This is a genomic window from Streptomyces sp. NPDC037054 (assembly GCF_055606745.1).
In genome coordinates this window covers 31356-53768 of record NZ_JBVJSJ010000004.1, presented here as the reverse complement: position 1 = coordinate 53768, position 22413 = coordinate 31356, and the positions used below count along the sequence as shown (strand labels likewise).

The 22413-nt window shown below is 71.5% G+C and carries 13 protein-coding genes; 5 read left to right on the top strand and 8 right to left on the bottom strand.

Annotation, left to right across the window (positions count from 1 at the left end; genetic code table 11):
* The first annotated feature begins 28 nt into the window (after nucleotides 1-28).
* The 3 genes from ACZ7D7_RS11150 to ACZ7D7_RS11140 all read left to right on the top strand — a co-directional run bounded on the left by ACZ7D7_RS11150 (nucleotide 29) and on the right by ACZ7D7_RS11140 (nucleotide 3911).
* Nucleotides 29-1966 (top strand): hypothetical protein, encoded by a 1938-nt coding sequence (locus ACZ7D7_RS11150; protein ID WP_470823754.1) that lies wholly within the window; start codon nucleotides 29-31, stop codon nucleotides 1964-1966.
* Between the two features lie 128 nt (nucleotides 1967-2094).
* Entirely contained in the window at nucleotides 2095-3153 is a 1059-nt protein-coding gene (locus ACZ7D7_RS11145) for a PDR/VanB family oxidoreductase (RefSeq protein ID WP_470823753.1), read from the top strand.
* A gap of 68 nt (nucleotides 3154-3221) precedes the next feature.
* Nucleotides 3222-3911 carry a TetR/AcrR family transcriptional regulator gene (locus ACZ7D7_RS11140; protein ID WP_470823752.1) on the top strand — a complete coding sequence of 230 codons (690 nt, stop codon included), beginning with the start codon at nucleotides 3222-3224 and terminating at the stop codon, nucleotides 3909-3911.
* A gap of 33 nt (nucleotides 3912-3944) precedes the next feature.
* On the opposite strand, the gene ACZ7D7_RS11135 is transcribed toward ACZ7D7_RS11140, so the two are convergent.
* From ACZ7D7_RS11135 to ACZ7D7_RS11105, 7 genes are all read right to left on the bottom strand, one after another.
* Nucleotides 3945-4307, bottom strand: coding sequence for a 5-carboxymethyl-2-hydroxymuconate Delta-isomerase (locus tag ACZ7D7_RS11135; RefSeq protein WP_470823751.1), 363 nt, complete (start codon nucleotides 4305-4307; stop codon nucleotides 3945-3947).
* A gap of 95 nt (nucleotides 4308-4402) precedes the next feature.
* Complete coding sequence (gene pulA / locus ACZ7D7_RS11130; protein ID WP_470823750.1) at nucleotides 4403-9811, bottom strand: pullulanase-type alpha-1,6-glucosidase; 5409 nt, start codon at nucleotides 9809-9811, stop codon at nucleotides 4403-4405.
* A 257-nt stretch (nucleotides 9812-10068) separates the two neighbouring features.
* Nucleotides 10069-11460 (bottom strand): alpha-amylase, encoded by a 1392-nt coding sequence (locus tag ACZ7D7_RS11125; RefSeq protein WP_470823749.1) that lies wholly within the window; start codon nucleotides 11458-11460, stop codon nucleotides 10069-10071.
* A 190-nt stretch (nucleotides 11461-11650) separates the two neighbouring features.
* Complete coding sequence (locus ACZ7D7_RS11120; RefSeq protein WP_470823748.1) at nucleotides 11651-13351, bottom strand: glycoside hydrolase family 13 protein; 1701 nt, start codon at nucleotides 13349-13351, stop codon at nucleotides 11651-11653.
* A 143-nt stretch (nucleotides 13352-13494) separates the two neighbouring features.
* On the bottom strand, nucleotides 13495-14406 hold the full coding sequence (locus ACZ7D7_RS11115; protein WP_470823747.1) for a sugar ABC transporter permease: 912 nt from the start codon (nucleotides 14404-14406) through the stop codon (nucleotides 13495-13497).
* Nucleotides 14407-14419: 13 nt separating this feature from the next.
* The gene (locus ACZ7D7_RS11110) at nucleotides 14420-15424 is read right to left on the bottom strand and encodes a carbohydrate ABC transporter permease (RefSeq protein ID WP_470823746.1); all 1005 of its coding nucleotides are present in this window, start codon (nucleotides 15422-15424) and stop codon (nucleotides 14420-14422) included.
* Between the two features lie 96 nt (nucleotides 15425-15520).
* On the bottom strand, nucleotides 15521-16792 hold the full coding sequence (locus ACZ7D7_RS11105) for an extracellular solute-binding protein (RefSeq protein WP_470823745.1): 1272 nt from the start codon (nucleotides 16790-16792) through the stop codon (nucleotides 15521-15523).
* Between the two features lie 424 nt (nucleotides 16793-17216).
* Between ACZ7D7_RS11105 and ACZ7D7_RS11100 the strand changes: the two genes are divergently transcribed.
* Both ACZ7D7_RS11100 and ACZ7D7_RS11095 read left to right on the top strand, forming a co-directional pair.
* Entirely contained in the window at nucleotides 17217-18257 is a 1041-nt protein-coding gene (locus ACZ7D7_RS11100) for a LacI family DNA-binding transcriptional regulator (protein ID WP_470823744.1), read from the top strand.
* Between the two features lie 125 nt (nucleotides 18258-18382).
* Nucleotides 18383-19255 carry a phosphatase PAP2 family protein gene (locus ACZ7D7_RS11095; RefSeq protein WP_470823743.1) on the top strand — a complete coding sequence of 291 codons (873 nt, stop codon included), beginning with the start codon at nucleotides 18383-18385 and terminating at the stop codon, nucleotides 19253-19255.
* Nucleotides 19256-19299: 44 nt separating this feature from the next.
* Here ACZ7D7_RS11095 and ACZ7D7_RS11090 read toward each other — a convergent pair whose 3' ends face one another.
* Nucleotides 19300-22305, bottom strand: a complete 3006-nt coding sequence (locus ACZ7D7_RS11090; protein WP_470823742.1) for a bifunctional [glutamine synthetase] adenylyltransferase/[glutamine synthetase]-adenylyl-L-tyrosine phosphorylase — start codon at nucleotides 22303-22305, stop codon at nucleotides 19300-19302.
* Nucleotides 22306-22413 lie beyond the last annotated feature (108 nt).

Here is a 22413-nt window from a genome sequence, read left to right as displayed (position 1 = left end):
ATCCAACGATTCGCTCGTTCTGCTGAACGTGCAGTCACAGGATGTCGCCCCGCACCCCACCCCCTCCGCCGCCGACCCGGTCGTGGACGTCGAACAGGCCGAGGCCGCGCTCGTCGAGCACTATCCCCGGCTGGTCCGGCTCGCCTACCTGGTGCTGCCGCCCCGCCTCGGCCGCAACCGGCGTGTCCTGACCGCGCACGCCCTCACCCAGCGCGCCCTGCCCCGCGGCCGGACGCCCGCTCCCCCGGCGCCCGCCGCGACGGTCCCGGCGCAGCCGGCCGGCCGGAACGCCGACCCCGGCTACGCCCTGGTCCGCCTGCGGGTGCTGCGCACGGCGCTGGAGGCGGACCTGCCGCCCCGGCACCGGCTGCTGCCCCGGCGGTCCCACCTGCCGCCGCTGCTGCCCCAGGTCTGGGGGCTCAAGCTGTTCCCGCGCTCGGGCGGCGCCGACGAACTCGCCCTGGACCAGCGGCTGTCCGCGCTGTCCGGCCCGGCGCGCGCGGCGTACGTGCTGCGCGGCCTGGAGAAGCTGCCCGAGGGCGACGTGCGCGAGACGCTGGCCGCGGCGGGCGTCGACGACGTCGAGGACGCGCTGCGCGCGGCCGGTGAGGTGCCGGAGCGGTACGCGCTGCTGAACTCCCCCGAGTTCGACGCCTGTTCACTCCAGGCGCGGCCCACCGACCTGATGCGGCGCAGGCAGCACCTGAAGGCGGCGCTGGCCGCCGGGGCGGCGCTGGTGGTGTGCGGCGCGCTGCTCGGCCTGCCCGGCGACGCCTGGGGCCCGGACGGCGCGGCGGCACCGCCGTACGCGCGCAATCCCGCCGCCGAGGCCGCGCTGGACCCGGGGAAACTGACGAGGGTCGCGCCCGCCGCGTGGCAGACCTCGGCGCGCACCGACTTCTCCGTGTGGCCGGCGCGCGGTGAACTCAAAGGCGACAAGGACCTGTTGCGCCGCGCCCTCGCGGTGTGGGCGCGCCCCGGCGAGACGGTGCAGGTGTCGGCGACGCCGGGCACCCCGTCCGGCGGCCCGTCCGGACCGCCCCAGCTGCTGTACGCCGGAACCCTCGGCCTCGCGCGCGTGGTGGTCCTGTACGACGGTCTGCGCATCGCCCGGTACGCGGAGCCGAAGGACGGCACGGAGGGCGCGGCGCTGGACTTCGCGCGGGCCGACGGCGCCGGCCGGGCCGGGGCGAGCGCGGTGGTGCTGGAGCGGACCGACGGCAACGTCCGCTACCTGACGGCACCCTGGGTGAAGCGGGCGTCCGTCAGGGATCTCGCGAAGCCGGACTCCCCGGCGCGGGACCTCGCGATCACCGACGGCGTGACGGCGCCGCTGGCGAGCCCGGCCGCCCGGCAGTCCGGGACGTGCACGTCCTGGCACGTGCTCCAGGTGACCGACGGCACCGGTACGCGCCTGATGACCGACCTCGGCGAACTGGTACCGGCCCGCCTGACCACGGGCCGCCCGGGCGCGCCCTCGGACGCCGCCGGCTCCGCGGCACGGCGCGCCTGGGCGCCGTACGCCTGCTCGCTGGCGGCGGTGCGGTCGGCGGGCGTGCGGAGCGTGAACGCCTGGGAGTACGCCGAGCAGCGGCTGCCCGACGCGAGCGGGGCGGCCACGTGGGTGTGCACCCGCGCGGAGACCTGGCGGGGCGGCGGCGAGCGGGTGCTGGCGCAGTTCCACACCCCGGACGGGACGTACGGGGCGGTGGCGGCGCGGGCGGAGAACGTGACGGCGTGCGGCGCGAAGGACCCGCACGTGCTCGCCGGGGTGCTGTGGAAGTCGGCGGCCGGTGACTGGTACCTGCTGGCGGCGGGCAGTCGCGACACCGAGTCGATCAGCGCGACCGGCGGGGTCGGCGGTTCCGTGCGCGGCAACCTGCTGGCGGTGCCGGCCGCGCAGGGGGCGCAGGCGGGCCTGAAGGGGACGCTGCGGGACGGGCGGACGGTGAGCGGCCTCGGATGAGGCCCCGGCCCGGGCCTCGGATGAGGCCCCGGCCCGCCGACTTCGACCCCGGCCCCTTGCTGACAAAAATGTAAACAAGAGCCCGCGCAGGGGTTCACCCAGGACTTACTCGTCAGTACATTGACGCCATGTCCAACAAGACCCGCCTGTTGACGAAGCCCCGCACCGTCGCCCTCGCCGCGGGAGTCGCGCTGCTCGCCGCGCGAACCCTGCTCCGTCGCGGGGGCGGGACCCCGGCCCCGCGTCCCGCCGAGTCCGCGCCGCCGCGCTCGCGGGACCTCGGCCTGCTGGTCACCACGCACGAGCGGATCGCCGACGGAGTCGTCCAACTCCGCCTGGAAGGCACCGAGTTGCTGCCCTGGGAGCCGGGGGCGCACCTCGACCTGGTGCTGCCGTCGGGGCTCGTGCGGCAGTACTCGCTGTGCGGGGACCCCGAGGACACCTCGTCGTACACCGTCGCGGCCCGGCTCGTCGAGGACGGGCGCGGCGGCTCGCGCGAGGTCCACGAACAGGTGCGGGAGGGCATGGAACTGGAGGTGCGCGGGCCGCGCAACCGCTTCCCGCTCGTCGCCGCCGACGCCTACGTCTTCGTGGCCGGCGGCATCGGGATCACCCCGATCCTGCCGATGCTGCGGGCCCTGCCGGAGGGCACCGACTGGCGCCTGCTGTACGGCGGGCGGACGCGGGCCTCGATGCCGTTCCTGGAGGAGATCGAGAAACTCGCGGCGCGGGGCGGCCGGGTCACCGTGGTCCCCGAGGACGAGGCCGGACTGCCGGACCTGGACGCGCTGTTCGCCGATGTCCCCGAGGGCACCGCCGTCTACTGCTGCGGCCCGGACGGGCTGATGGCGGCGGTCGAGGAGCGGCTGCCGGAGGGCTCGGAACTGCACCTGGAGCGGTTCGCGCCGCGCACGGCGGGCGGCGACGGCGCCTTCGAGGTCGAACTGCGGCGCACCGGGCGGACGGTGACCGTGCCGGCCGGCACGACGGTGCTGGCGGCGGTGCGCGAGGAACTGCCGGAGACCGCGTCGTCGTGCGAGCAGGGCTGGTGCGGGACCTGCCAGCAGCGCGTGATCGAGGGCGAGGTCGACCACCGGGACGACCTGCTCACGGACGCGGAGCGTGGCGACTCGATGCTGATCTGTGTGTCCCGCGCCCGCGGCGAGCGGCTCGTGCTCGACATGTGACAGCACGTGCGAACATCCGCGTCGGAACGGACCCGTTCGAGGCCGGATTCGATCGGTAAGGTGTCCGCATGACTACCGGGGTTCGCCGCAGAATGGGAGTCGAGGAGCGGCGGCAGCAGTTGATCGGCGTCGCCCTCGAACTGTTCAGCCGCCGCTCGCCCGACGACGTCTCCATCGACGAGATCGCGTCGGCCGCGGGCATCTCGCGCCCGCTCGTCTACCACTACTTCCCCGGCAAACTCAGCCTGTACGAGGCGGCGTTGAAGCGTGCCTCGGACGATCTGGCGGCCCGCTTCGTGGAACCGGAGGAAGGCCCGCTGGGGCTCCGGCTGCTGCGGGTGATGCGCCGCTTCTTCGACTTCGTGGAGGAGCACGGGCCCGGTTTCTCCGCTCTCATGCGCGGCGGGCCGGCGGTCGGCTCCTCGACCACGAACGCGCTCGTCGACTCCGTACGGCAGGCCGCGTATGACCAGATCCTTTCGCATCTGCGGGTCGACGTGCCGCCCGCGCGACTGGAACTGGTCATACGCTCATGGATCTCGCTCGTGGAGTCGACGGCGCTGATCTGGCTGGACGGCCGGCGCATTCCGCGCGCCGAGCTGGAGACCCAGCTCGTGCACGACTTCGCCGCGCTCGCGGCCGTCGGCGCCGCCTACGACGACGAACTGAACGCCCTGCTGCGCCGCGTCATGAAGGACGAGCCGGTCGACGGCCCGTTCAACGGCCTGGCGTCCCGCCTGATCGCCCTGGCGTCCTGAACCGGCGCCGCCCGGCGGCGGAGAACGCCGCCCTCAGCTCTCGGACTCGAACCTCCGGTACGACGGGTCCAGATCCCGCACCTCCGCCGACACGTGCAGCGCGAGTCCGGCCGCGGGCTTCACGAACCGCTTGAGCAGGTCCACGGCCTCCTCGGTGAGACGGGCCTTCGTCTCGTCTGTGCGGCCCGCCAGCAGACCGATCACGACGTGCACGACGGCGTGCCCCTCGGCGTCCGGGCCGACGGTCGTGTCCTCGGTCCTGCGGAACTGCGTCTTGCAGGCCGGCGGCTTGGCGGCCGCGATCTCGACGGTCGCGGCGTGCAGGGCCCGCGCGAAGCCCGGACGGTCGAAGTCGTCCGCCAGCCGGTCCGAGTAGTCGACGGTGATCTGCGGCATGGGCACTCCTGTTCTACGGCAACGGGGCCACCCTAACCGCGGGTGGCCCCGTGGGCCCTACGGATCCGGACAGCGGTTTCAGCCGCTCGCCGTCGTCACCGGGTGAAGACGGCCACCGTCCTGGCAGGCACCGTGAACGTGCCGCTGTCCGCGTCGTACGACGCCTTCCTCACCACCGGGTCGGCGCCCGACGCCTGCACCGGGTGCAGCCGGTGGGACGTGCCGGCGAGCGACTCGACGCGCTGCTCGCGCGCCTCGGGCGTCGCGTTGAACACGACGACCAGGTCACCGAGGCGCATGGTGATCACGCCGGGCGTCTCGTCCGTGCCGGACAGCGGGAAGGACAGCTTCGCCTGCACCTGCTCGGCGGTGTCGAGGGAGAACGCCGGCTCCGTCGTGCGGATCCTCAGCAGGTCCCGGTACGCGGCCGAGGTGCCGTCGATCTCCTCGCAGCCCACCCGCACCGACTTCAGCAGCGGCACGGCGTAGGGCCACTTGGCCTCGTTGTCGGCGGCCGGCGGCAGACCGCGGCCGAAGCCGTTGCCGTCCGCGCAGTTCCAGTGGATGGCGTTGAACCAGTCGCCGCTGTCGTAGGAGTTGCGGTCCAGGGACTTCGAGCGCAGCAGGTCGGTGCCCGCCTGCGACAGGGCCGGGCCCTGCGACAGCGCGGCCGTGGCCATCGCCAGCACCTGCATCCGGGCCCGGTCGGCGGCCGGGGTGTCCTTCGGCAGCTTGAAGGCGAGGGCGTCGAACAGCGTCTCGTTGTCGTGCGCGTCGGCGTACGCGAGGGCGTCGCCGGGCGCGTCCGCGTACCCGGCCGGGGAGCCGTTGTAGTCGACCTCCGCGCCGGTGACCTCCTTGCCGTCGGTGTCGGTGAAGCGGTACTTCGCCAGGTTGCCGGACAGGCCGACCTTGATCAGGTCCTGGTAGTGCAGCAGGCGGGCCTTCTGCTCGGCCTCCGTGCCGTTGTCCGCCGCCGGGTTGGGGTCGGTGTAGAGGCCGGACGCGAAGCCCTGGACGCCGGGGTCCTCGTCGAACGGGCCGCCGCCGCGCACCGCGTCACGGGCCCGGTCGGAGAACGTCGCGACGCCCGTGCCGGCCATGTTCTTCTGGGTGGCCTGCTCGAAGCGGGCGTCGTCGGCGATCTCGCCGAAGTTCCAGCCCTCGCCGTACAGGATGATCTTCTTGCCGTCGACGCCGTCCTTCTCGGGCGTGAGCGCGTCGAGGGCCTTGCGCACGGCGAGGATGTTCGCCTTCGGGTGGTGGCCCATCAGGTCGAAGCGGAAGCCGTCGACCTTGTACTCCTTGGCCCAGGTGACGATCGAGTCCACGACGAGCTTGCCCATCATGGTGTTCTCGGTGGCGGTGTTGGCGCAGCAGGTGCTGTTCGCCACCGACCCGTCGGCGAGGAGCCGCTGGTAGTAGCCGGGCACGACCTTGTCGAGGACGCTCGTTTTCGCCTGGCCGCTCGCGGCGGTGTGGTTGTAGACGACGTCCATGACGACGCGCAGGCCGTCCTCGTTGAGCGCCTTCACCATCTCGCGGAACTCGACCGTGCGGGCGGTGCCGTCCGGGTCGGTGGCGTAGGAGCCCTCGGGGACCGTGTAGTGGAACGGGTCGTAGCCCCAGTTGTAGGCGTCCTTCGCGGCGGCCTTCGCCACGCACTTCTGCTGCTCGGCCGAGTCGGCCGGGTAGGAGGCGAGGTCGCAGTCGACGGTCGCCTGGTCGGACTTCTTCTCGGGGATGGTGGCGATGTCGAACGCGGGCAGCAGGTGCACGTACGAGGTGCCCGCGTCCGCGAGCGACCGCAGGTGCTTGCCGCCGGCGCTGTCCTTGTCGGTGAAGGCGAGGTAGCCGCCCCGGTGGCTCGCCGTCCGGTCCGCGACGGAGAAGTCGCGGACGTGCAGCTCCTGGATCTGCGCGTCCTTCAGCGGCACGGCCTTCGGCTTGCTCAGCGTCGACCAGCCCTTCGGGGCGAGCGACCGGTCGCGCAGGTCGACGACGAGGCTGCGCTCGGAGTCCGCGGTGAGGGCGACCGAGTACGGATCGGTGACCTTGTTGGTGACGACCTCGCGGACGCTGGGCGCCCACACCTTCACGACGTACCGGTACGGCTTGTTCTTCCAGGACGACGGGCCCGTGACGGACCAGACGCCGGTGGCGGAGTCCCGCTTCATGGCGACCGTGGAGCCGTCGATCTCCAGCCGCACCGACTGCGCGGTGGGCGCCCACACCGACAGGGTGGGACGGCCGTCGCGGAAGACCGGGCCGAGGTCCGCGTCCTGCGCGGCGTACAGGTCGTCCAGGACGCCGGCGATCTGCACGCCGGTCGCGGCGAGCACCGCGCCGTTCACCGCCTGCTGGGAGGCGACGACCTGGCCGCGCAGCGCCTCGCGCACGCGGTCGCGGTCACGCGGGTCGACGGAGTAGGCGGTGTACTCCTTCAGGTGCGGGAACTTCGCCTTCTGGGCGTCGGTCAGCGACGACTTGTTCAGCCGCAGCCACCGCTCGTCGGAGCCGCTCAGCACGCCGTCCGCGGCCTTGATGGAGCCGCTGCGGGAGTAGCGGAGCTGGGTGGAGGCGGCGGCGTCGGAGCCGTTCCACGCGACGGTGTCGCGGTCGATCCAGACCGCCTTGGAGGTGGTCAGGTCGACGGCCGCCGCGGAGCCCGCGGGCTGCGGCAGCAGGTACTTCTCCTGGCCGCTCAACAGCCACACCTCGTGGCCGTTCGCGGTGAGGTCCAGGGACTGGTCGGAGGGCAGGTCCTTCTCGTCGCCCTTGTGGATGATGTAGCTGAGGCTGGTGGCACCCTCGGTGAGCGGTACCTCGAAGACAGCGCCATACGCGTCAGTCTTCACCGGCTTCAGCGGGTTCGACCACTCGGTGGGGTTCGCGGCACCGGTCCAGGTGTGCAGGCCCCAGCCGTCGTAGTCGCCGTCGGCGCGGTGGTAGTGCAGGACCGCCTTGGACTTGTCCTGCTCCGGGTAGTCGGCCGCGGGCCGCTCGGTGCGGACGGTGTCCTTGCCCTGCTCGATCCAGATCTCGCCGGTCTTGGTGACGTCGATGGTCCGGTCGGCCGGGACGTCCTTGTCGCCGTCCTTGTCGATGACGAGGAAGCCGACGTTCGACGCACCCGGCTTCAGCTTCACGTAGGCGAAGGCGCCGTACGCGTCGCGACCGGTGAACGGGTGGCTCTCGGGCCATTCGGTGGCCTCGCCCTCGGCGAGGTCGCCCCAGGCGTACAGGCCCCAGTCGGCGTAGTTCCCGTCGTCGCGCTTGTAGTGGACGATCGCGTAGTCGCGGGACGACGCGGTGGGCGGCGCCTCGACGGGCGGCGTGCCGGTGGTGCTCTGGGCGGTGGCGCTCTTGGTGCGCCCGGCCGGGTCGATCACGACCGCCTTGTACCGCAGGGCGGTACCGGGGGCCACGTCCGCGGGGACGGTGTGGGTGACCTTGTACGGGGCGTGGTCGGCGGAGCCGAGGATCCGCCAGGCGGCGTTGCCGGTCTGCGCGGCGAAGACGACGCGGTTGCCGTCGGCGGTGTCCGCGGTGACGTCCACCGTGCCGGTGGCACCGGCGGCCGGGGCCTGGAGGGTGATCGCCGGTCCGGTGGCGGGCTCGGGCTGCGGGCGGGCCGCCTTGAGGACGATGGCGGACCGGGCCGGGACCGTGACGGTGACCTTCTTGTCCCCGTCGGACTTCACGGTGTCGTCCGTGCCGTGGATGCCCTGGAAGGACGTGTTCGGCGAACCGGTCGCGAACGTGGCGGACTTGGCGTCGGTGGCGTTGTTGAACGCGACGACGTACTCGGTACGGGTCTTGGCGTCGGTGCGGGAGAAGGCGTAGACGCCGGCCCCGTCCGCCGCGTGGCGCTCGGTCTGCACGCCGTCCGTGAGGGCCGGGTGGGCCTTGCGGAGTGCGGCGAGGGCGCTGATCTGCCGGTAGAGCGGGGCGCTCGTGTCGTAGGCGGCGTCGGCGTGCGTGCGGTCCGTGCCGATCTGGTCGTCGTCCAGGTAGTCGGCGGTACGGGACGCGAACAACGGCTGGCGGGCGTCCTTGTCGCCGCCGGCGCCGGTGAAGCCCTGCTCGTCGCCGTAGTAGACGACCGGGTTGCCGCGGCTGAGGAACATCAGCTCGTTGGCGAGCCGGGCCCGCTCGAGGAGTTCGGCGTCGGTCGCCTTCGGGTTGTCCTGGTTCAGGAAGTACCCGATGCGGCCCATGTCGTGGTTGCCGAGGAAGGTGACCTGCTCGTACGCGTTCGCCTTGTCGGTCGTGTACTTGTAGTCGTCCGCGAAGACCGACCTGAGCTTCCGCGCGCTGCCGCCCTGCGAGGCGTACTGGCGGGCCGCCTCCTGGAACGGGAAGTCGAGCGTGGCGTCCAGGCGGCCCCGGGTGACGTACGGGGACGTGATGTCCGTGTCGGCGGAGTACACCTCGCCGAACATGAAGAAGTCGTCCCGGCCCTGCTTGGCGGCGTAGGCGTCGAGGGCCGTGGCCCACTGGGTCCAGAACTCCATGTTGACGTGCTTGACCGTGTCGATGCGGAAGCCGTCGATGCCGAAGTCCCTGACCCAGCGCTGGTAGATCTTCGCCATGCCGTCGACGACCTCGGGACGCTCGGTCCACAGGTCGTCCAGGCCGGAGAAGTCGCCGTACTCGGTGGACTCGCCGGCGTACGTCGAGTCACCGCGGTTGTGGTACATCGCCGGGTCGTTGAGCCACGACGGGACCTTGACGTTCTTCTTGGCGGTGGGGACGGCCGGGGTGCGGGGGAAGCTGTCGCGGCCGACGCGGGGGAAGCCCTTGTCGCCCTTGGCGTAGTCCGCGTCGTCGAAGGGCTCGCCGTCCTCGGTCAGGTACGGGAAGGCGCCCTTGGACAGGTAGCCGTAGGACTTCTCCTCGTAGTCGACGACGTCGGCGGTGTGGTTGGTGATGACGTCGAAGTAGACCTTCATGCCCTTGGCGTGGGCCTTGTCGATGAGGGTCTCCAGGTCGGCGTTGGAGCCGAAGTGCGGGTCGACCTGGGTGAAGTCGGTGATCCAGTAGCCGTGGTAGCCGGCGGAGGCGCTGTCGCCCTCCCCCTGCACGGGCTGGTTCTTGAAGATGGGGGCCATCCAGATGGCGGTGGTGCCGAGGCCCTTGATGTAGTCGAGCTTCTTGGTGAGGCCCTTGAGGTCGCCGCCCTGGTAGAAGCCCTTGTCGGTGGGGTCGTGGCCGGTGGCGAGACGCGAACCGGTCAGACCGCCCTTGTCGTTGCCGGTGTCGCCGTTGGCGAAACGGTCCGGCAGGACGAAGTAGAACTGCTCGCGGGTGGCGTCGTGGCGGGCCGGCTGTGCGGCGAGCTTCGCGTCGGACGGCGGGGCGGGCGGGGTGTCCGCCTGCGCGGCCAGGGGCTGGACGACCGCGGCGGTGAGGGCCGCGGCGAGTGCGGTGGCGGTGACGGCCGCGAGCCGTCTGCTCTGCGGGGTGCGGCGCTTGGGCGGCGCCGGCCATCTCGGTATCACAGGCGTGAACTCCTTGCGACTGCGGCTCATTCGGGTCCGACCCCTGCGCCTCGGGATGGCCGATGTCCGTCTCCATCGCCGGGCGCCCGGGGGACGGTATCGCCGACGCAAGGGTTGCAGCAAGAGGCATGAAAGGGGCGGCAAGAGGTTGCATGCGGATCGTTACGTGCGGGGTTCGGTGAACGCCGTGCCGCCCTGCGGCACGGCTGCCCGTGGGGTGTGGCAGCCGTGCCGGGGCGTTCGCCGCTGTCAGCGGTTCAGCACGTCGACTTGCCCGCGTGGATCGCCAGCGCCGTGTTCGGCGCCAGCGTCGCGGTCAGCTGGCCCGAACCGTTCACCGTCACCTGCGTGTTGTTCTGCACGTTGCAGTACGTCCCCGCCGGCAGTGACGTCTGGTACGTCCGGCTCAGGGTCCACGACTCGTGGTTGATCGCCACGTAGCCCTTCGTGCCCCGGCCGAAGGCGATCGCGTCGCCCCCGTTGTCCCACCAGTTCGTCACCGACTGCCCCCGCGTCGCGTTGCGGAAGCCGACCATCGACCTGATCTCGCGCCAGTTGTGCTGGCACTTCCAGCCGTTCTGCCAGCACGCGTCCACACGCCCGCCGTTGGGCGGCCCCGCGTCGTGGTCCGTGAACTCGTACCCGGAGTTGATGTCCGGCGCCCCGTACGGCCAGGCCAGCATGAAGACGTTCGCCAGCGTGTAGTTCGCGTTGTCCTTGTAGCTGAGCGTCGACCCGTTGCGCTCGGTGTCGTGGTTGTCGACGAAGACGCCCGCGCTGGAGCTGCTCAAGTAGCCCCAGCCCTCGCCGTAGTTCTTCAGATACGCGAGGTTCTCGTTGTTGAAGACCCGCTTGAGGTCGTACGCGTAGCGGAACTCCTGCACGTCACCGGTGCCGGTGTACTCCGACGGCTGCACGGCCTCGCCCGCGCCGTGGATGACCTCCTGCTTCCAGTAGGCCGACGGGTTGGTCAGCCGGGACTTGATGTTCGCCAGGTCCGCCGCGGGCATGTGCTTCGCCGCGTCGATGCGGAAGCCGTCCACGCCGAGCGAGAGCAGGTCGTTCATGTACTTCGCGAGCGCCGAGCGGACGTACTCCTCGCCCGTGTCCAGGTCCGCGAGGCCCACCAGTTCGCAGTTCTGGACGTTCCAGCGGTCCTGGTAGTTGGTGATCTGCGAGGTGCAGTTGTCGAAGTCGTAGGAGCTGTACAGGCCCGGGTAGGTGTACTTGCTGTACGACGAGCCGCCCGTGCCGGTGCCGCTGCCCGCCGACATGTGGTTGATGACCGTGTCGACGACGACCTTCACGCCGGCCGCGTGGCAGGTGTTGACCATGTTCTGGAAGGCCGCCCGGTCGCCCAGACGGCCGGCTATCCGGTAGCTCACCGGCTGGTACGACGTCCACCACTGCGAGCCCTGGATGTGCTCGGCGGGCGGGGAGACCTGGACGTATCCGTAGCCGGCCGGGCCGAGGGTGCTCGTGCACTCCCTGGCGACCGAGGCGAAGTTCCACTCGAACAGGACGGCCGTGACGTCCTTGGTGCCGGGCGGGGAGGCCTCGGCAGCCGTCGGGGCCATGACAAATGCGGACGCCGTGAGCGCGAGTGCTCCGGCGAGGGTTTCGCGTACCGTGCGGTTTCTGCGTGCCATGTGGGGTTCCTTCTTCGTCGAAGGCTGCGGGGACGGCCCTGGGGAAGGCCGGTGGTACCGCTGACGGTTCTTGCTGAAACTTTCCAGCAACCTTGCGGTGACGCAGATGTTAAAGGCCCGCTGCCTGAAAAGGCAGCGGGCCGTGTGGAATTCAATGAAAAAACTTGCGAGGGTCCGTGGGCGCGGGTTCTCAGGCCCGGGTGAACCACACCGTCGTGTCGGCCGGCACCTTCGCCTCGCCGTCCACCTCGGCCACGTCACCGCTGGCGAGCAGCACACGGCCGTACGTCGGCGTCGTCACCGACTCCCCCGTGGTGTTCGCGACGCACACGAAGTCCCCGCGCCGGAAGGCCAGGACGCCCTCGGGCGCCCGCAGCCACTCCACCGCGTCGCCCGCGCCCAGGTCGGCCTGCTCCCGGCGCACCGCGAGCGCGGCCCGGTACAGCTCCAGCGTCGAGCCGGGCTCGCCCGTCTGCGCCTCCACGCTCAGCTCGCCCCAGCCCTCGGGCTGCGGCAGCCAGCTGCCGCCGTCGCCGAAGCCGTACGACGATCCCGTGCGCGTCCACGGGATCGGCACCCGGCAGCCGTCGCGGAAGCCGTCCTGGCCGGCGCCGCGGAAGTACGCCGGGTCCTGGCGCACCTCGTCGGGCAGGTCGACGACGTCCGGCAGGCCGAGCTCCTCGCCCTGGTAGACGTACGCCGAGCCCGGCAGCGCCAGCATCAGGAGCGTGGCGGCGCGGGCGCGGCGCAGGCCCAGCTCGCGGTCGCCGGCGAGGCGGATCTGGGTGCCGAGGCCGGGCGGGTTGGCGAAGCGGGTGGCGTGCCGGGTCACGTCGTGGTTGGAGAGCACCCAGGTGGCGGGGGCGCCGACCGGGCGCATCGACTCCAGGGTGCGGTCGATGACCTCGCGCAGCTCCTCGGCGTCCCAATGGGTGCCCAGGTACTGGAAGTTGAAGGCCTGGTGCAGCTCGTCGGGGCGCACGTAGTTGGCGGTGCGCTCGACGGTCGGCGTCCAGGCCTCCGCCACGAAGATGCGGTCGCCGGAGTACTCGTCGAGGATGAGCCGCCACTGCCGGTAGATGTCGTGGACGCCGTCCTGGTCGAAGAACGGCATGACATCGTTGCCCAGCAGCTTGAGCTGTTCGTGGGAGCCGAGGTCGGGCAGGCCCTCCGCCTTGACCATGCCGTGGGCCACGTCGATGCGGAAGCCGTCGACGCCCATGTCCAGCCAGAAGCGCAGGATGGAGCGGAACTCGTCGCCGACCGCCGGGTGTTCCCAGTTGAAGTCGGGCTGCTCGGGGGCGAAGAGGTGCAGGTACCACTCGCCGGGCGTGCCGTCCGGTTCGGTGACCCGGGTCCAGGCGGGGCCGCCGAAGATGGACTCCCAGTCGTTGGGCGGCAGTTCGCCGTTCGCGCCCTTGCCGGGGCGGAAGTGGTAGCGGTCGCGCAGCGGGGAGCCGGGGCCCTCCGCGAGGGCGCGCTTGAACCACTCGTGCTGGTCCGAGGAGTGGTTGGGCACCAGGTCCACGATGATGCGCAGGCCCAGCCCGTGCGCGTCGCGGATCAGCGCGTCGGCGTCGAGCAGCGTGCCGAACATGGGGTCGACGGCCCGGTAGTCGGCGACGTCGTAGCCGGCGTCGGCCTGCGGCGAGGCGTAGAAGGGGCTGAGCCACACGGCGTCCACGCCGAGGTCGCGCAGGTAGGGCAGGCGGGAGCGTACGCCTTCGAGGTCGCCCATGCCGTCGCCGTTGCTGTCGGCGAAGCTGCGCGGATAGACCTGGTAGATCACCGCGTCCCGCCACCAGTCGCGGTGCCGGGAGACGGTGGCGGTGGCGGTGGCCGAGGTGGAGGTCGAGGTGGCGGCCGGGGCGGCGGAGTGCTGCTGGCTCATGGCGTCCTTGAAACGTAACGGGGTCATCGGGTGTGTGGGTCTCTGCTGCGGGTGACGACGAGGCGGCCGCGGTGCAGCGGGGTCGGATGGGCACCGCGGCCGCCACCCGCGCGGTCAGGCGCGCGGGAGTCCGGTCACGGGCGTCAGCCCTTCGTGCCGCCGGCGGTCAGGCCGGTCACCAGGTTCTTCTGCACGAGGTAGAAGAAGGCGGAGACCGGTATCGCGATCAGCACGGCGGTGGCCGCCATCAGGTTGCGCTGCGCGTCGTGTTCGCTGACGAAGCTCTGGAGGCCGACGGCGAAGGTGTACTTCGTGTCGTCCAGCAGGAACGTCGACGCGAAGGCGACCTCGCCGAACGCGGTGATGAAGCTGTAGAAGCCGGCGACGGCCAGGCCCGGCTTGGCGAGCGGCAGGATCAGCCGCAGGAACGTGCCGAACGGCGTCAGTCCGTCGACCCGGCCCGCCTCGTCGATCTCGAACGGGATGGTGTCGAAGTAGCCCTTGAGCAGCCAGGCGCAGTACGGCACCGCGGTCGAGCAGTAGACGAGGATCAGGCCGAAGTAGGTGTCGATGAGCTGGAGTTCCGACAGGATCTGGTACATCGGCACCATCAGGACGGCGACCGGGAACATCTGGGTGACGAGCAGGACCCACATGAACTTCTTGTACCCGGGGAACCGCATGCGGGACACCGCGTAGCCGGTGGTGGCGGCGATGATGACGCCGATCAGCGTGGTGCCGAGCGAGACGACGAGCGTGCTCTTCAGCCAGTCGAAGAAGTTCGTGTTCTGCAGGACGAACGCGTAGTTGTCGAACGTCATCTTGCCCCAGATGTCACCGGGGTGCAGGTAGTCGTCCTTGTCGGGGCCGAGGGAGAGGAACACCAGCCAGGCGATCGGGAACAGCGCGACGAGGCTCGCGGCGATCAGGATGCCGTGGGAGGCGAGGGACGCGCCGAGGCTGTTCTCGCCGCGGCGGCGGACCCTGCCCTGCTTGGGGGCCACGGAAGCCTTGTCGCCGGCCGGGGCGGGGGTCTCGACTGTGGTCGTACTCATGGGGACTCCTGCCTCAGATCGCGAGCTGCTGGTCATTGCGGTTCAGCCAGCGGCGGTAGAAGGAGGTGAAGACGATCAGGATGCCCAGCAGCAGGATGCCGTAGGCGGCGGACTGCGCGAAGTCGCGCGGCTGCTGCCCGAAGCCCAGGTAGTAGGCCCACGTCACGAGGATCTGGGCGTCCGGGGCGGTGTTGCCGAACAGCAGGAAGATCACGGCGAACTGGTTGAACGTCCAGATGATGCCGAGCAGGACGACGGTGGAGCTGACGGACCTCAGCCCCGGCAGGGTGACGTAGCGGAACCGCTGCCAGGCCGTGGCGCCGTCCATCTCGGCCGCCTCGTACAGCGTGGAGTCGATGGACTGCAGGCCGCCGAGCAGCGAGACCATCATGAACGGCACACCGCACCAGGTGTTGACCATGATCGCGGCGAACCGCTGCCAGAAGGTGTCCTCCAGCCACAGCGGCGTCGGCAGGTGCAGCGTCTCCAGGAAGGAGTTGACGATGCCGGCGTCGGCGAGCATGAAGCGCCAGCCGAACACGGTGACGAAGGTGGGCACGGCCCACGGCAGGACCAGGATCAGCCGGTACAGGGTCCGGCCGCGCAGCTTCTGGTTGAGCAGCAGGGCGAGGCCGAGGCCGATGGTGTAGTGCAGTCCGACGCACAGCGCGGTCCACACGATCGTCCAGATGAAGTGCGACCAGAACCGGTCGTAGGCCGTGGGGCCCCACAGGATGTCGGCGTAGTTGTCGAGGCCGATGAACTTGTACGTGGCCTCGATCTCGTTGACGCCGATGGTGCGGGCCGTGTTGAGGCTGTTGGCGTCGGTGAGCGTCAGATAGAGGCCGTAGCCCAGCGGATACAGCACCAGGACGCCGAGCACGACGGCCACCGGCGCGACCATGGCGTAGGCGTACCAGTACTTGCGGTAGCTGTGCTTGAAGCGTCGGCCCAGCCCGGGCCGCGGCGCGCGGTCACCGCTGCGCTTGCCTGTCGCGCGGTCGATGGCGACTGTCATGTTCGACACCTTCTGGAAAGTTCTACGGAAGGGGTGGCCGGGCAGGCCGACGGCCGCCGGACCGCCCGCGAGGGGCTGGTCCGGCGGCCGGCCGGGTCACTTGCTGAAGTCCGGCACCAGCTTGGCCATGGCGAGCTCGGCGTTGCTCAGGCCCTTGTCGAGGGACACCTTGCCGCCCGCGATCTTCGGCAGCTCCTCGTCGAGCGGGCCCCACAGGGAGCTGTACTCCGGCAGCGCCGGGCGCGGCTGGGCGGCGGACAGCACGCCCTGGTAGCCGGCGATGCCCGGGTCGGAGACGACCTTGACGCTGTAGGCGTCCTCGCGCGTGGGCAGCGTGGAGTTCTTCAGCGCGATGGTCTCCTGCGACTTCGCGGAGGTCATGAAGTTCACGAACTTCAGCGCGGCCTTCTGCTTGGCCTCGTCGGAGCCGGCGTAGACCGACAGGTTGTGGCCGCCGGTCGGGGCGCCCGCCTTGCCGCTGGAGCCGCCCGGGACGGGGGCGATGCCCAGGTTCTTCTTGTCCTTGAAGGCGGAGCCCTTGTAGAAGTTGGTGATCTCCCACGGGCCCTGGATGATCGCGGCGACCTTGCCGTTGACGAACGCGTCCTGGATGTGCGCGTAGGCGTCGGCGGTGGTGTCGGCCTTGTGCAGGCCCTTGCCGTCGAACAGGCTCAGCCAGGTGCCGTAGGCCTTCTTGGCCTCGGGGGAGGCGACGGTGATCTTCTTGGCGTCGACGTCGACGGTGTCGGCGCCCTCGCCGTAGAGGAACGACTGCGCGTAGTAGGCCTGGGTGGAGCCCCAGTAGCCGTCGACGCCCGTCTTGTCCTTGATCGTGGCGGCGGCCTTCTTCAGGTCGTCCCAGGTCTTGGGGGCCTCGACGCCGGCCTTCTCGAAGATCTCCTTGTTGTAGACGAGCGCGAGGGTGTCGGTGACGAACGGCACGCCGTACGTCTTGCCCTCGTACTGCGCCTGCTTGATCAGGCTGGGCTGGAACTTGGCCTGGTCCTTGAGGGCCTCGGTGCCGTCCAGCGGCAGGAAGTAGCCCTTCTTGGCGAAGGCCGGGGTCCAGCCGACCTCGGAACGCAGGATGTCCGGGGCGCCCTTGGAGCCGGCGGCCGTGTCGAACTTGTTCTGCGCCTGGTCGAACGGCACGTTGACGTACTTGACCTTGATGTCCTTGTTGGCGGCCTCGAATTCCTTGACCAAGGCCTGGTACGTCGGCGCCTCGTTGGTGGCGTTGGAGGTGTCCCACCAGGTGAGGGTGACCGGGCCGTCGGCCTTGTCGCCGCTGTCGCTGTCGCCGCCGCAGGCCGTCGCCGCGAGGGCGAGGGACGCCACCAGCGCGGTGGCCGCTATGCCACGCCGCATGAGTTCTCCTTGAGGGTGAAAGCCCGTGTGGTGCAGGGGGCCCCGTCTGCCGCACCTGCTCGACTTGCCGACTGCGTCGTTGCCGCCGCGCCGGGCGACGTGAACGTAACAGCGATGTAAGCGTCGCGAAAGACCTTGCAGAAAAAAAGTGCAAGGCCTGCCGAGAGTTATGCCGTCGTGACCTCTCCGCCACCGTCGTGCGACCCTGTATACCGGCCGTACAGCGGCCCGGCCGGGGGTTGTGCAAGACTCTGCAAGCACTTGCCATCCGTTACCGCCGGGTGAATCATCCGTTGCGGACCGGACGCCGACCACTACTTGAGGGATCGCGATGACGCAGCAGCCCCCCACGCGCCGCGCAACGGCGCGCACCAGGCGTCCGATCGGTGTGCAAGGCGACATACGCCCGCTACAGTCCGGTGCTGTGACCACACGCCTTGCCGATATCGCTGCTCAGGCGGGGGTGAGCGAGGCGACCGTCAGCCGCGTCCTCAACGGCAAGCCGGGCGTCGCCGCCACCACCCGCCAGTCCGTGCTCGCCGCTCTCGACGTCCTCGGCTACGAGCGCCCGGTGCGGCTGCGGCAGCGCAGCGAGGGCCTGGTGGGCCTGATAACCCCGGAGCTGGAGAACCCCATATTCCCGGCCCTGGCCCAGGTCATAGGGCAGGCGCTGACCAGGCAGGGCTACACCCCGGTGCTCGCCACCCAGACCCCGGGCGGGTCGACGGAGGACGAGCTGACGGAGATGCTCGTGGACCGCGGCGTCGCCGGGATCATCTACGTCTCCGGACTGCACGCGGACACTACGGCCGACATGCAGCGCTACGAGCGACTGCGCGCCCAGGGCGTGCCGTTCGTGCTCGTGGACGGCTTCTCGCCGAAGGTGCAGGCGCCGTTCATCTCCCCCGACGACCGCGCCGCGATGGCGCTGGCGGTCACGCACCTCGCCTCCCTCGGCCACACGCGCATCGGACTGGCCCTGGGGCCCAAGCGGTTCGTGCCGGTGCAGCGCAAGATCGAGGGCTTCGTGCGCACGGTGCAGGAGCAGCTCGGGCTGAGCGCCCAGACCGTGGAGACCGAGTTCGTCCAGCACTCGCTGTACACGCTGGAGGGCGGCCAGGCGGCGGCGACGGCGCTGATCGAGCGGAACTGCACGGCGGTGGTCTGCGCGAGCGACATGATGGCGCTCGGCGCGATAAGGGCGGCCCGGCAGCACGGCCTGGAGGTCCCGAAGGACATCTCCGTGGTCGGCTTCGACGACTCCCCGCTGATCGCGTTCACCGACCCGCCCCTGACGACGGTCCGCAAGCCGGTCCCGGCGATGGGACAGGCCGCGGTGCGCACGCTGCTGGAGGAGATCGGCGGGACGCCCGCGCCGCACAGCGAGTTCGTGTTCATGCCGGAGCTGGTGGTGCGCGGTTCGACCGCTTCGGCCCCTGGTGACCGGAATCGTCCTCAGGGCTGAGGACGGGGGTCGCGGTTCCTTCCCCGGGAGGGGTCGCCGGACCTCATTCCGGTGGAGAACGTGCGTCCGGGTCCGGACCGGAGGATGATCGGTCGGGAAAGGATTGTCTGGCAGACTCTGTGCCCATGGGTGAGACGACCGTGACGACTACGGAAGGCCGCGAAGCGGCCGTTCCGCACCCCGTCGCGGACGACGCGGACCAGGACTTCCTGCGCCGGCTGCGGACCCCGCGGCGGCCCCGGCTCTGGTTCGAGATCCTGCTGATCGCGGTGAGTTACTGGACGTACTCGCTCATCCGCAACGCCGTCCCGGAGCAGCGCGGCGAGGCCCTGCGCAACGCCGACTGGATCTGGCGGCTGGAGCAGCAACTCGGCCTCGCCTTCGAGCAGTCCGTCAACCACGCCGCGAACTCGGTGACTTGGTTGATCGTCGGCATGAACTACTACTACGCGACGCTGCACTTCGTGGTGACGCTGGGCGTCCTGGTGTGGCTGTACCGCGCGCATCCCGGCCGCTACGCGGCGACCCGGCTGGTGCTGTTCTCCACCACGGGCGTGGCCCTGGTCGGTTACTACCTGTATCCGCTGGCGCCGCCCCGGCTGATGAACGGCGGCCACTTCGTCGACACGGTCATGGTCCACCAGACGTGGGGCTCGATGGCGTCCGGCGACCTGAAGAACATGTCGAACCAGTACGCCGCGATGCCGTCCATGCACATCGGCTGGTCCCTGTGGTGCGGGCTGACGATCTTCGCCCTGGCCTCGGTCCCCTGGGTCCGCGTGCTGGGCCTGCTGTACCCGACGGGCACGCTGGTGGTGATCGTCGCGACGGCCAACCACTTCTGGCTGGACGCGGTGGGCGGCGTCGCCTGCCTCGGGTTCGGCTTCGCCCTGGCGGGCGTCTGGTACGGCACGACGCCGTACGCGCTGCCGAAGGTGGCGCCGCCGCGCCGGGCGCTGGTCACGCCGTACCTGCGCGGGCGGGTTCGGGCGCGGTAGGCCAGTCGGCCTCGGGCCGGGCGATCCCGCGCCCGCCGTGGATCTCAGGTCCCGTAGAACAGCTCGTCCACGACCGCCCGCGCCCGGCGGGTGGTGCGGCGGTAGGCGTCCAGCATGTCGCCCGCGTGACCGGGTCCGTACCCCAAGTAGCGGCCCACCGCGGCCAGTTCCCGGCTCTCCGAGGGGAACGTGTCGCCGGCCCGGCCCCGCACCAGCATCACCGCGTTGCGCACCCGGGTCGCCAGCACCCACGCCTCGTCCAGCGTCGCCGCGTCGTCCGCCGTGATCAGCCCGGCCTCGCGCGCCGCGGCCAGCGCCTGCCGGGTGCGCGTCGTGCGCAGTCCGGGCACCTGCGCGCCGTGCCGCAGCTGCGTGAGCTGCACGGTCCACTCCACGTCGGACAGCCCGCCCGGGCCCAGCTTGGTGTGCAGCCGTGGGTCGGCGCCGCGCGGCAGCCGCTCCGACTCCATGCGGGCCTTCAGCCGCCGGATCTCCCGCACGGCCTCCTCGCCCAGCCCGTCGGCCGGGTAGCGCAGCGGGTCGACCAGCTCGATGAACCGGCGGCCCAGGTCCTCGTCCCCGGCGACCGCCTCGGCCCGCAGCAGCGCGTGCGACTCCCACACCAGCGACCAGCGCCGGTAGTACGCCTCGTACGACTTCAGGGTGCGCACCAGCGGTCCCGACTTGCCCTCCGGGCGCAGGTCGGCGTCGATCAGCAGCGGCGGGTCGGAGCTCGGCAGCTGCAGCAGGCGGCGCATCTCGGAGACGACCTTGTTCGCCGCGTCGGAGGCCTCCCGCTCCTCGACGCCGTCCCGGGGCTCGTGCACGAACAGCACGTCGGCGTCGGAGCCGTAGCCCAGCTCGTGGCCGCCGAACCGGCCCATGGCGATGATCGCGAACCGGGTCGGCAGGGTGTCGCCCCAGCCCTCCCGGACGACCGCGCGCAGCGTGCCCGCCAGCGTCGCCGCCGTCAGGTCGGACACCGCGCCGCCCACCAGGTCCACCAGCGCGCCCTGATCGGCCTCGGCGGGCTGCGCCTCCGTGCCGTACGAGCCGACGATGTCGGCGGCCGCCGTGCGGAACAGCTCGCGGCGCCGCACGCCGCGCGCCGCCGTCACCCCCTGGGTCGCGCCGTCGGCGCGCCGGACCGCGGCGAGGACCTCCTGCTCCAGCTGGGCCCGGCCGCGCGGCTCCAGGCCGCCGCGCCCGCCGGTGTCGCCGTCGCCGAGCAGCGCCACGGCCTCCGGCGCCCGCATCAGCAGGTCGGGGGCGAGCCGCCCGGCCGACAGCACGCGCGCCAGGTTCTCCGCGGCGGCGCCCTCGTCGCGCAGCAGCCGCAGGTACCAGGGCGTCTTGCCGAGCGCGTCGGAGACCTTGCGGAAGTTCAGCAGGCCCGCGTCCGGGTCGGCGGAGTCCGCGAACCAGCCCAGCAGCACCGGCAGCAGCGTGCGCTGGATCGCGGCCTTGCGGCTGACGCCGGACGCCAGCGCCTCCAGGTGCCGCAGCGCGGACGCCGGGTCGGCGTAGCCGAGGGCGACCAGGCGCTCGCGGGCCGCCTCGGTGGACAGCCGGGCCTCACCGGGGGCGAGCTGGGCGACCGCGTCGAGCAGCGGCCGGTAGAACAGCTTCTCGTGCAGCCGCCGTACGGCACCGGCGTGCCGCTTCCACTCGCGGTGCAGCTCGGCCACCGGGTCGGTGCGCAGGCCCAGGGAGCGTCCGATGCGGCGCAGGTCGGCGTCGTCCTCGGGCACCAGGTGGGTGCGGCGCAGCCGGAACAGCTGGATGCGGTGCTCCATGGAGCGCAGGAAGCGGTACGCCTCGTCGAGCCGGGCGGCGTCGGCGCGGCCCACGTAGCCGCCCGCCGCGAGGGCCTTCAGGGCGGCCAGCGTCGTGCCGCTCCTGAGGGACGCGTCGGCCCGGCCGTGCACCAGCTGGAGGAGCTGCACGGCGAACTCGACGTCCCTCAGGCCGCCGGGCCCGAGCTTCAGCTGGCGGTCGACCTCCGCGACGGGGATGTTCTCCACGACCCTGCGGCGCATCTTCTGCACGTCGGCGACGAAGTTCTCCCGCTCCGCCGCCTGCCACACGAGGGGTTCCACGGCGGCGACGTAGCTCTCGCCGAGGGCGAGGTCGCCGGCCACCGGGCGGGCCTTGAGGAGTGCCTGGAACTCCCAGGTCTTCGCCCAGCGCCGGTAGTAGGCGACGTGGCTGCTGAGCGTGCGGACGAGCGGGCCGTTGCGGCCCTCGGGGCGCAGGTTGGCGTCCACCGGCCAGATGGAGCCCTCCACGGTCGTCTCGGAGCAGATCCGCATCATGTGCGAGGCGAGCCGGGTCGCGGCGCGCAGCGCCTTGTCCTCGTCGGCGCCGTCGACGGCCTCCCCCACGAAGATCACGTCGACGTCGGAGACGTAGTTCAGCTCGTGGCCGCCGCACTTGCCCATGGCGATCACCGCGAGCCGGCACAGCGCCGCGTCGTCGGGGGCGGCGGCCCGCGCTATGCCGAGGGCGGCGCGCAGCGTGGCGGTGGCGAGGTCGGCGAGTTCGGCGGCGGTCTCGGCGACGTCGGTGGTGCCGCACACGTCGCGGGCGGCGATGGACAGCAGGCAGCGCCGGTAGGCGACGCGCAGCGCGACCGGGTCGCCGGCCTCGGCGAGACCGCGCTCGAACTCGTCCACGCCGGGGTGCAGATCCCGCGGCTCGTACATGGCGAGGGCCCGCCAGTCGCCGGCGTGCCGGGCCAGGTGGTCGGCGAGCGCGGCGGAGGCGCCGAGGACGCCGAGGAGGCGGTCGCGCAGCGGCTTGGCGGCCGTCACGGTGTCGAGCAGTTCGCGGCGGGCGGTGGCGTCGGGCTGCACCTCCAGCAGCCGCACCAGGCCCTGGAGGGCGAGGTCGGGGTCGGCGGTGGCGCCGAGGGCGTCCAGCAGGACGGGGTCGTCGCGCAGGGCGGCCAGTTCGGGGCCGTCGAGGAGGCGCTCGGCGGCGGAGGCATCGGTGAAGCCGTGCCGCAGCAGTCGCGTGAAGGTGCTGCTTCTGCGCCCCGGCGCCGTCATCCTCGGCCTCCTGCCCCACGTCCGTGCCGTACGGGGTCGAGCCTAACCGCAGGGGCGGGGCGCGGCTCCGGGGCCGGGAGCGGCGCCGTTCCGCCGGGTGCGGGTGCG

Coding starts and splice junctions, on each gene's coding strand:
- ACZ7D7_RS11135 (WP_470823751.1), bottom strand. CDS start 4,307: ATGCCGCAGATCACCGTCGACTACTCGGACCGGCTGGCGGACGACTTC.
- ACZ7D7_RS11095 (WP_470823743.1), top strand. CDS start 18,383: ATGGGTGAGACGACCGTGACGACTACGGAAGGCCGCGAAGCGGCCGTT.
- ACZ7D7_RS11125 (WP_470823749.1), bottom strand. CDS start 11,460: ATGGCACGCAGAAACCGCACGGTACGCGAAACCCTCGCCGGAGCACTC.
- ACZ7D7_RS11105 (WP_470823745.1), bottom strand. CDS start 16,792: ATGCGGCGTGGCATAGCGGCCACCGCGCTGGTGGCGTCCCTCGCCCTC.
- ACZ7D7_RS11115 (WP_470823747.1), bottom strand. CDS start 14,406: ATGAGTACGACCACAGTCGAGACCCCCGCCCCGGCCGGCGACAAGGCT.
- ACZ7D7_RS11110 (WP_470823746.1), bottom strand. CDS start 15,424: ATGACAGTCGCCATCGACCGCGCGACAGGCAAGCGCAGCGGTGACCGC.
- ACZ7D7_RS11140 (WP_470823752.1), top strand. CDS start 3,222: ATGACTACCGGGGTTCGCCGCAGAATGGGAGTCGAGGAGCGGCGGCAG.
- ACZ7D7_RS11090 (WP_470823742.1), bottom strand. CDS start 22,305: ATGACGGCGCCGGGGCGCAGAAGCAGCACCTTCACGCGACTGCTGCGG.
- ACZ7D7_RS11145 (WP_470823753.1), top strand. CDS start 2,095: ATGTCCAACAAGACCCGCCTGTTGACGAAGCCCCGCACCGTCGCCCTC.
- ACZ7D7_RS11120 (WP_470823748.1), bottom strand. CDS start 13,351: ATGAGCCAGCAGCACTCCGCCGCCCCGGCCGCCACCTCGACCTCCACC.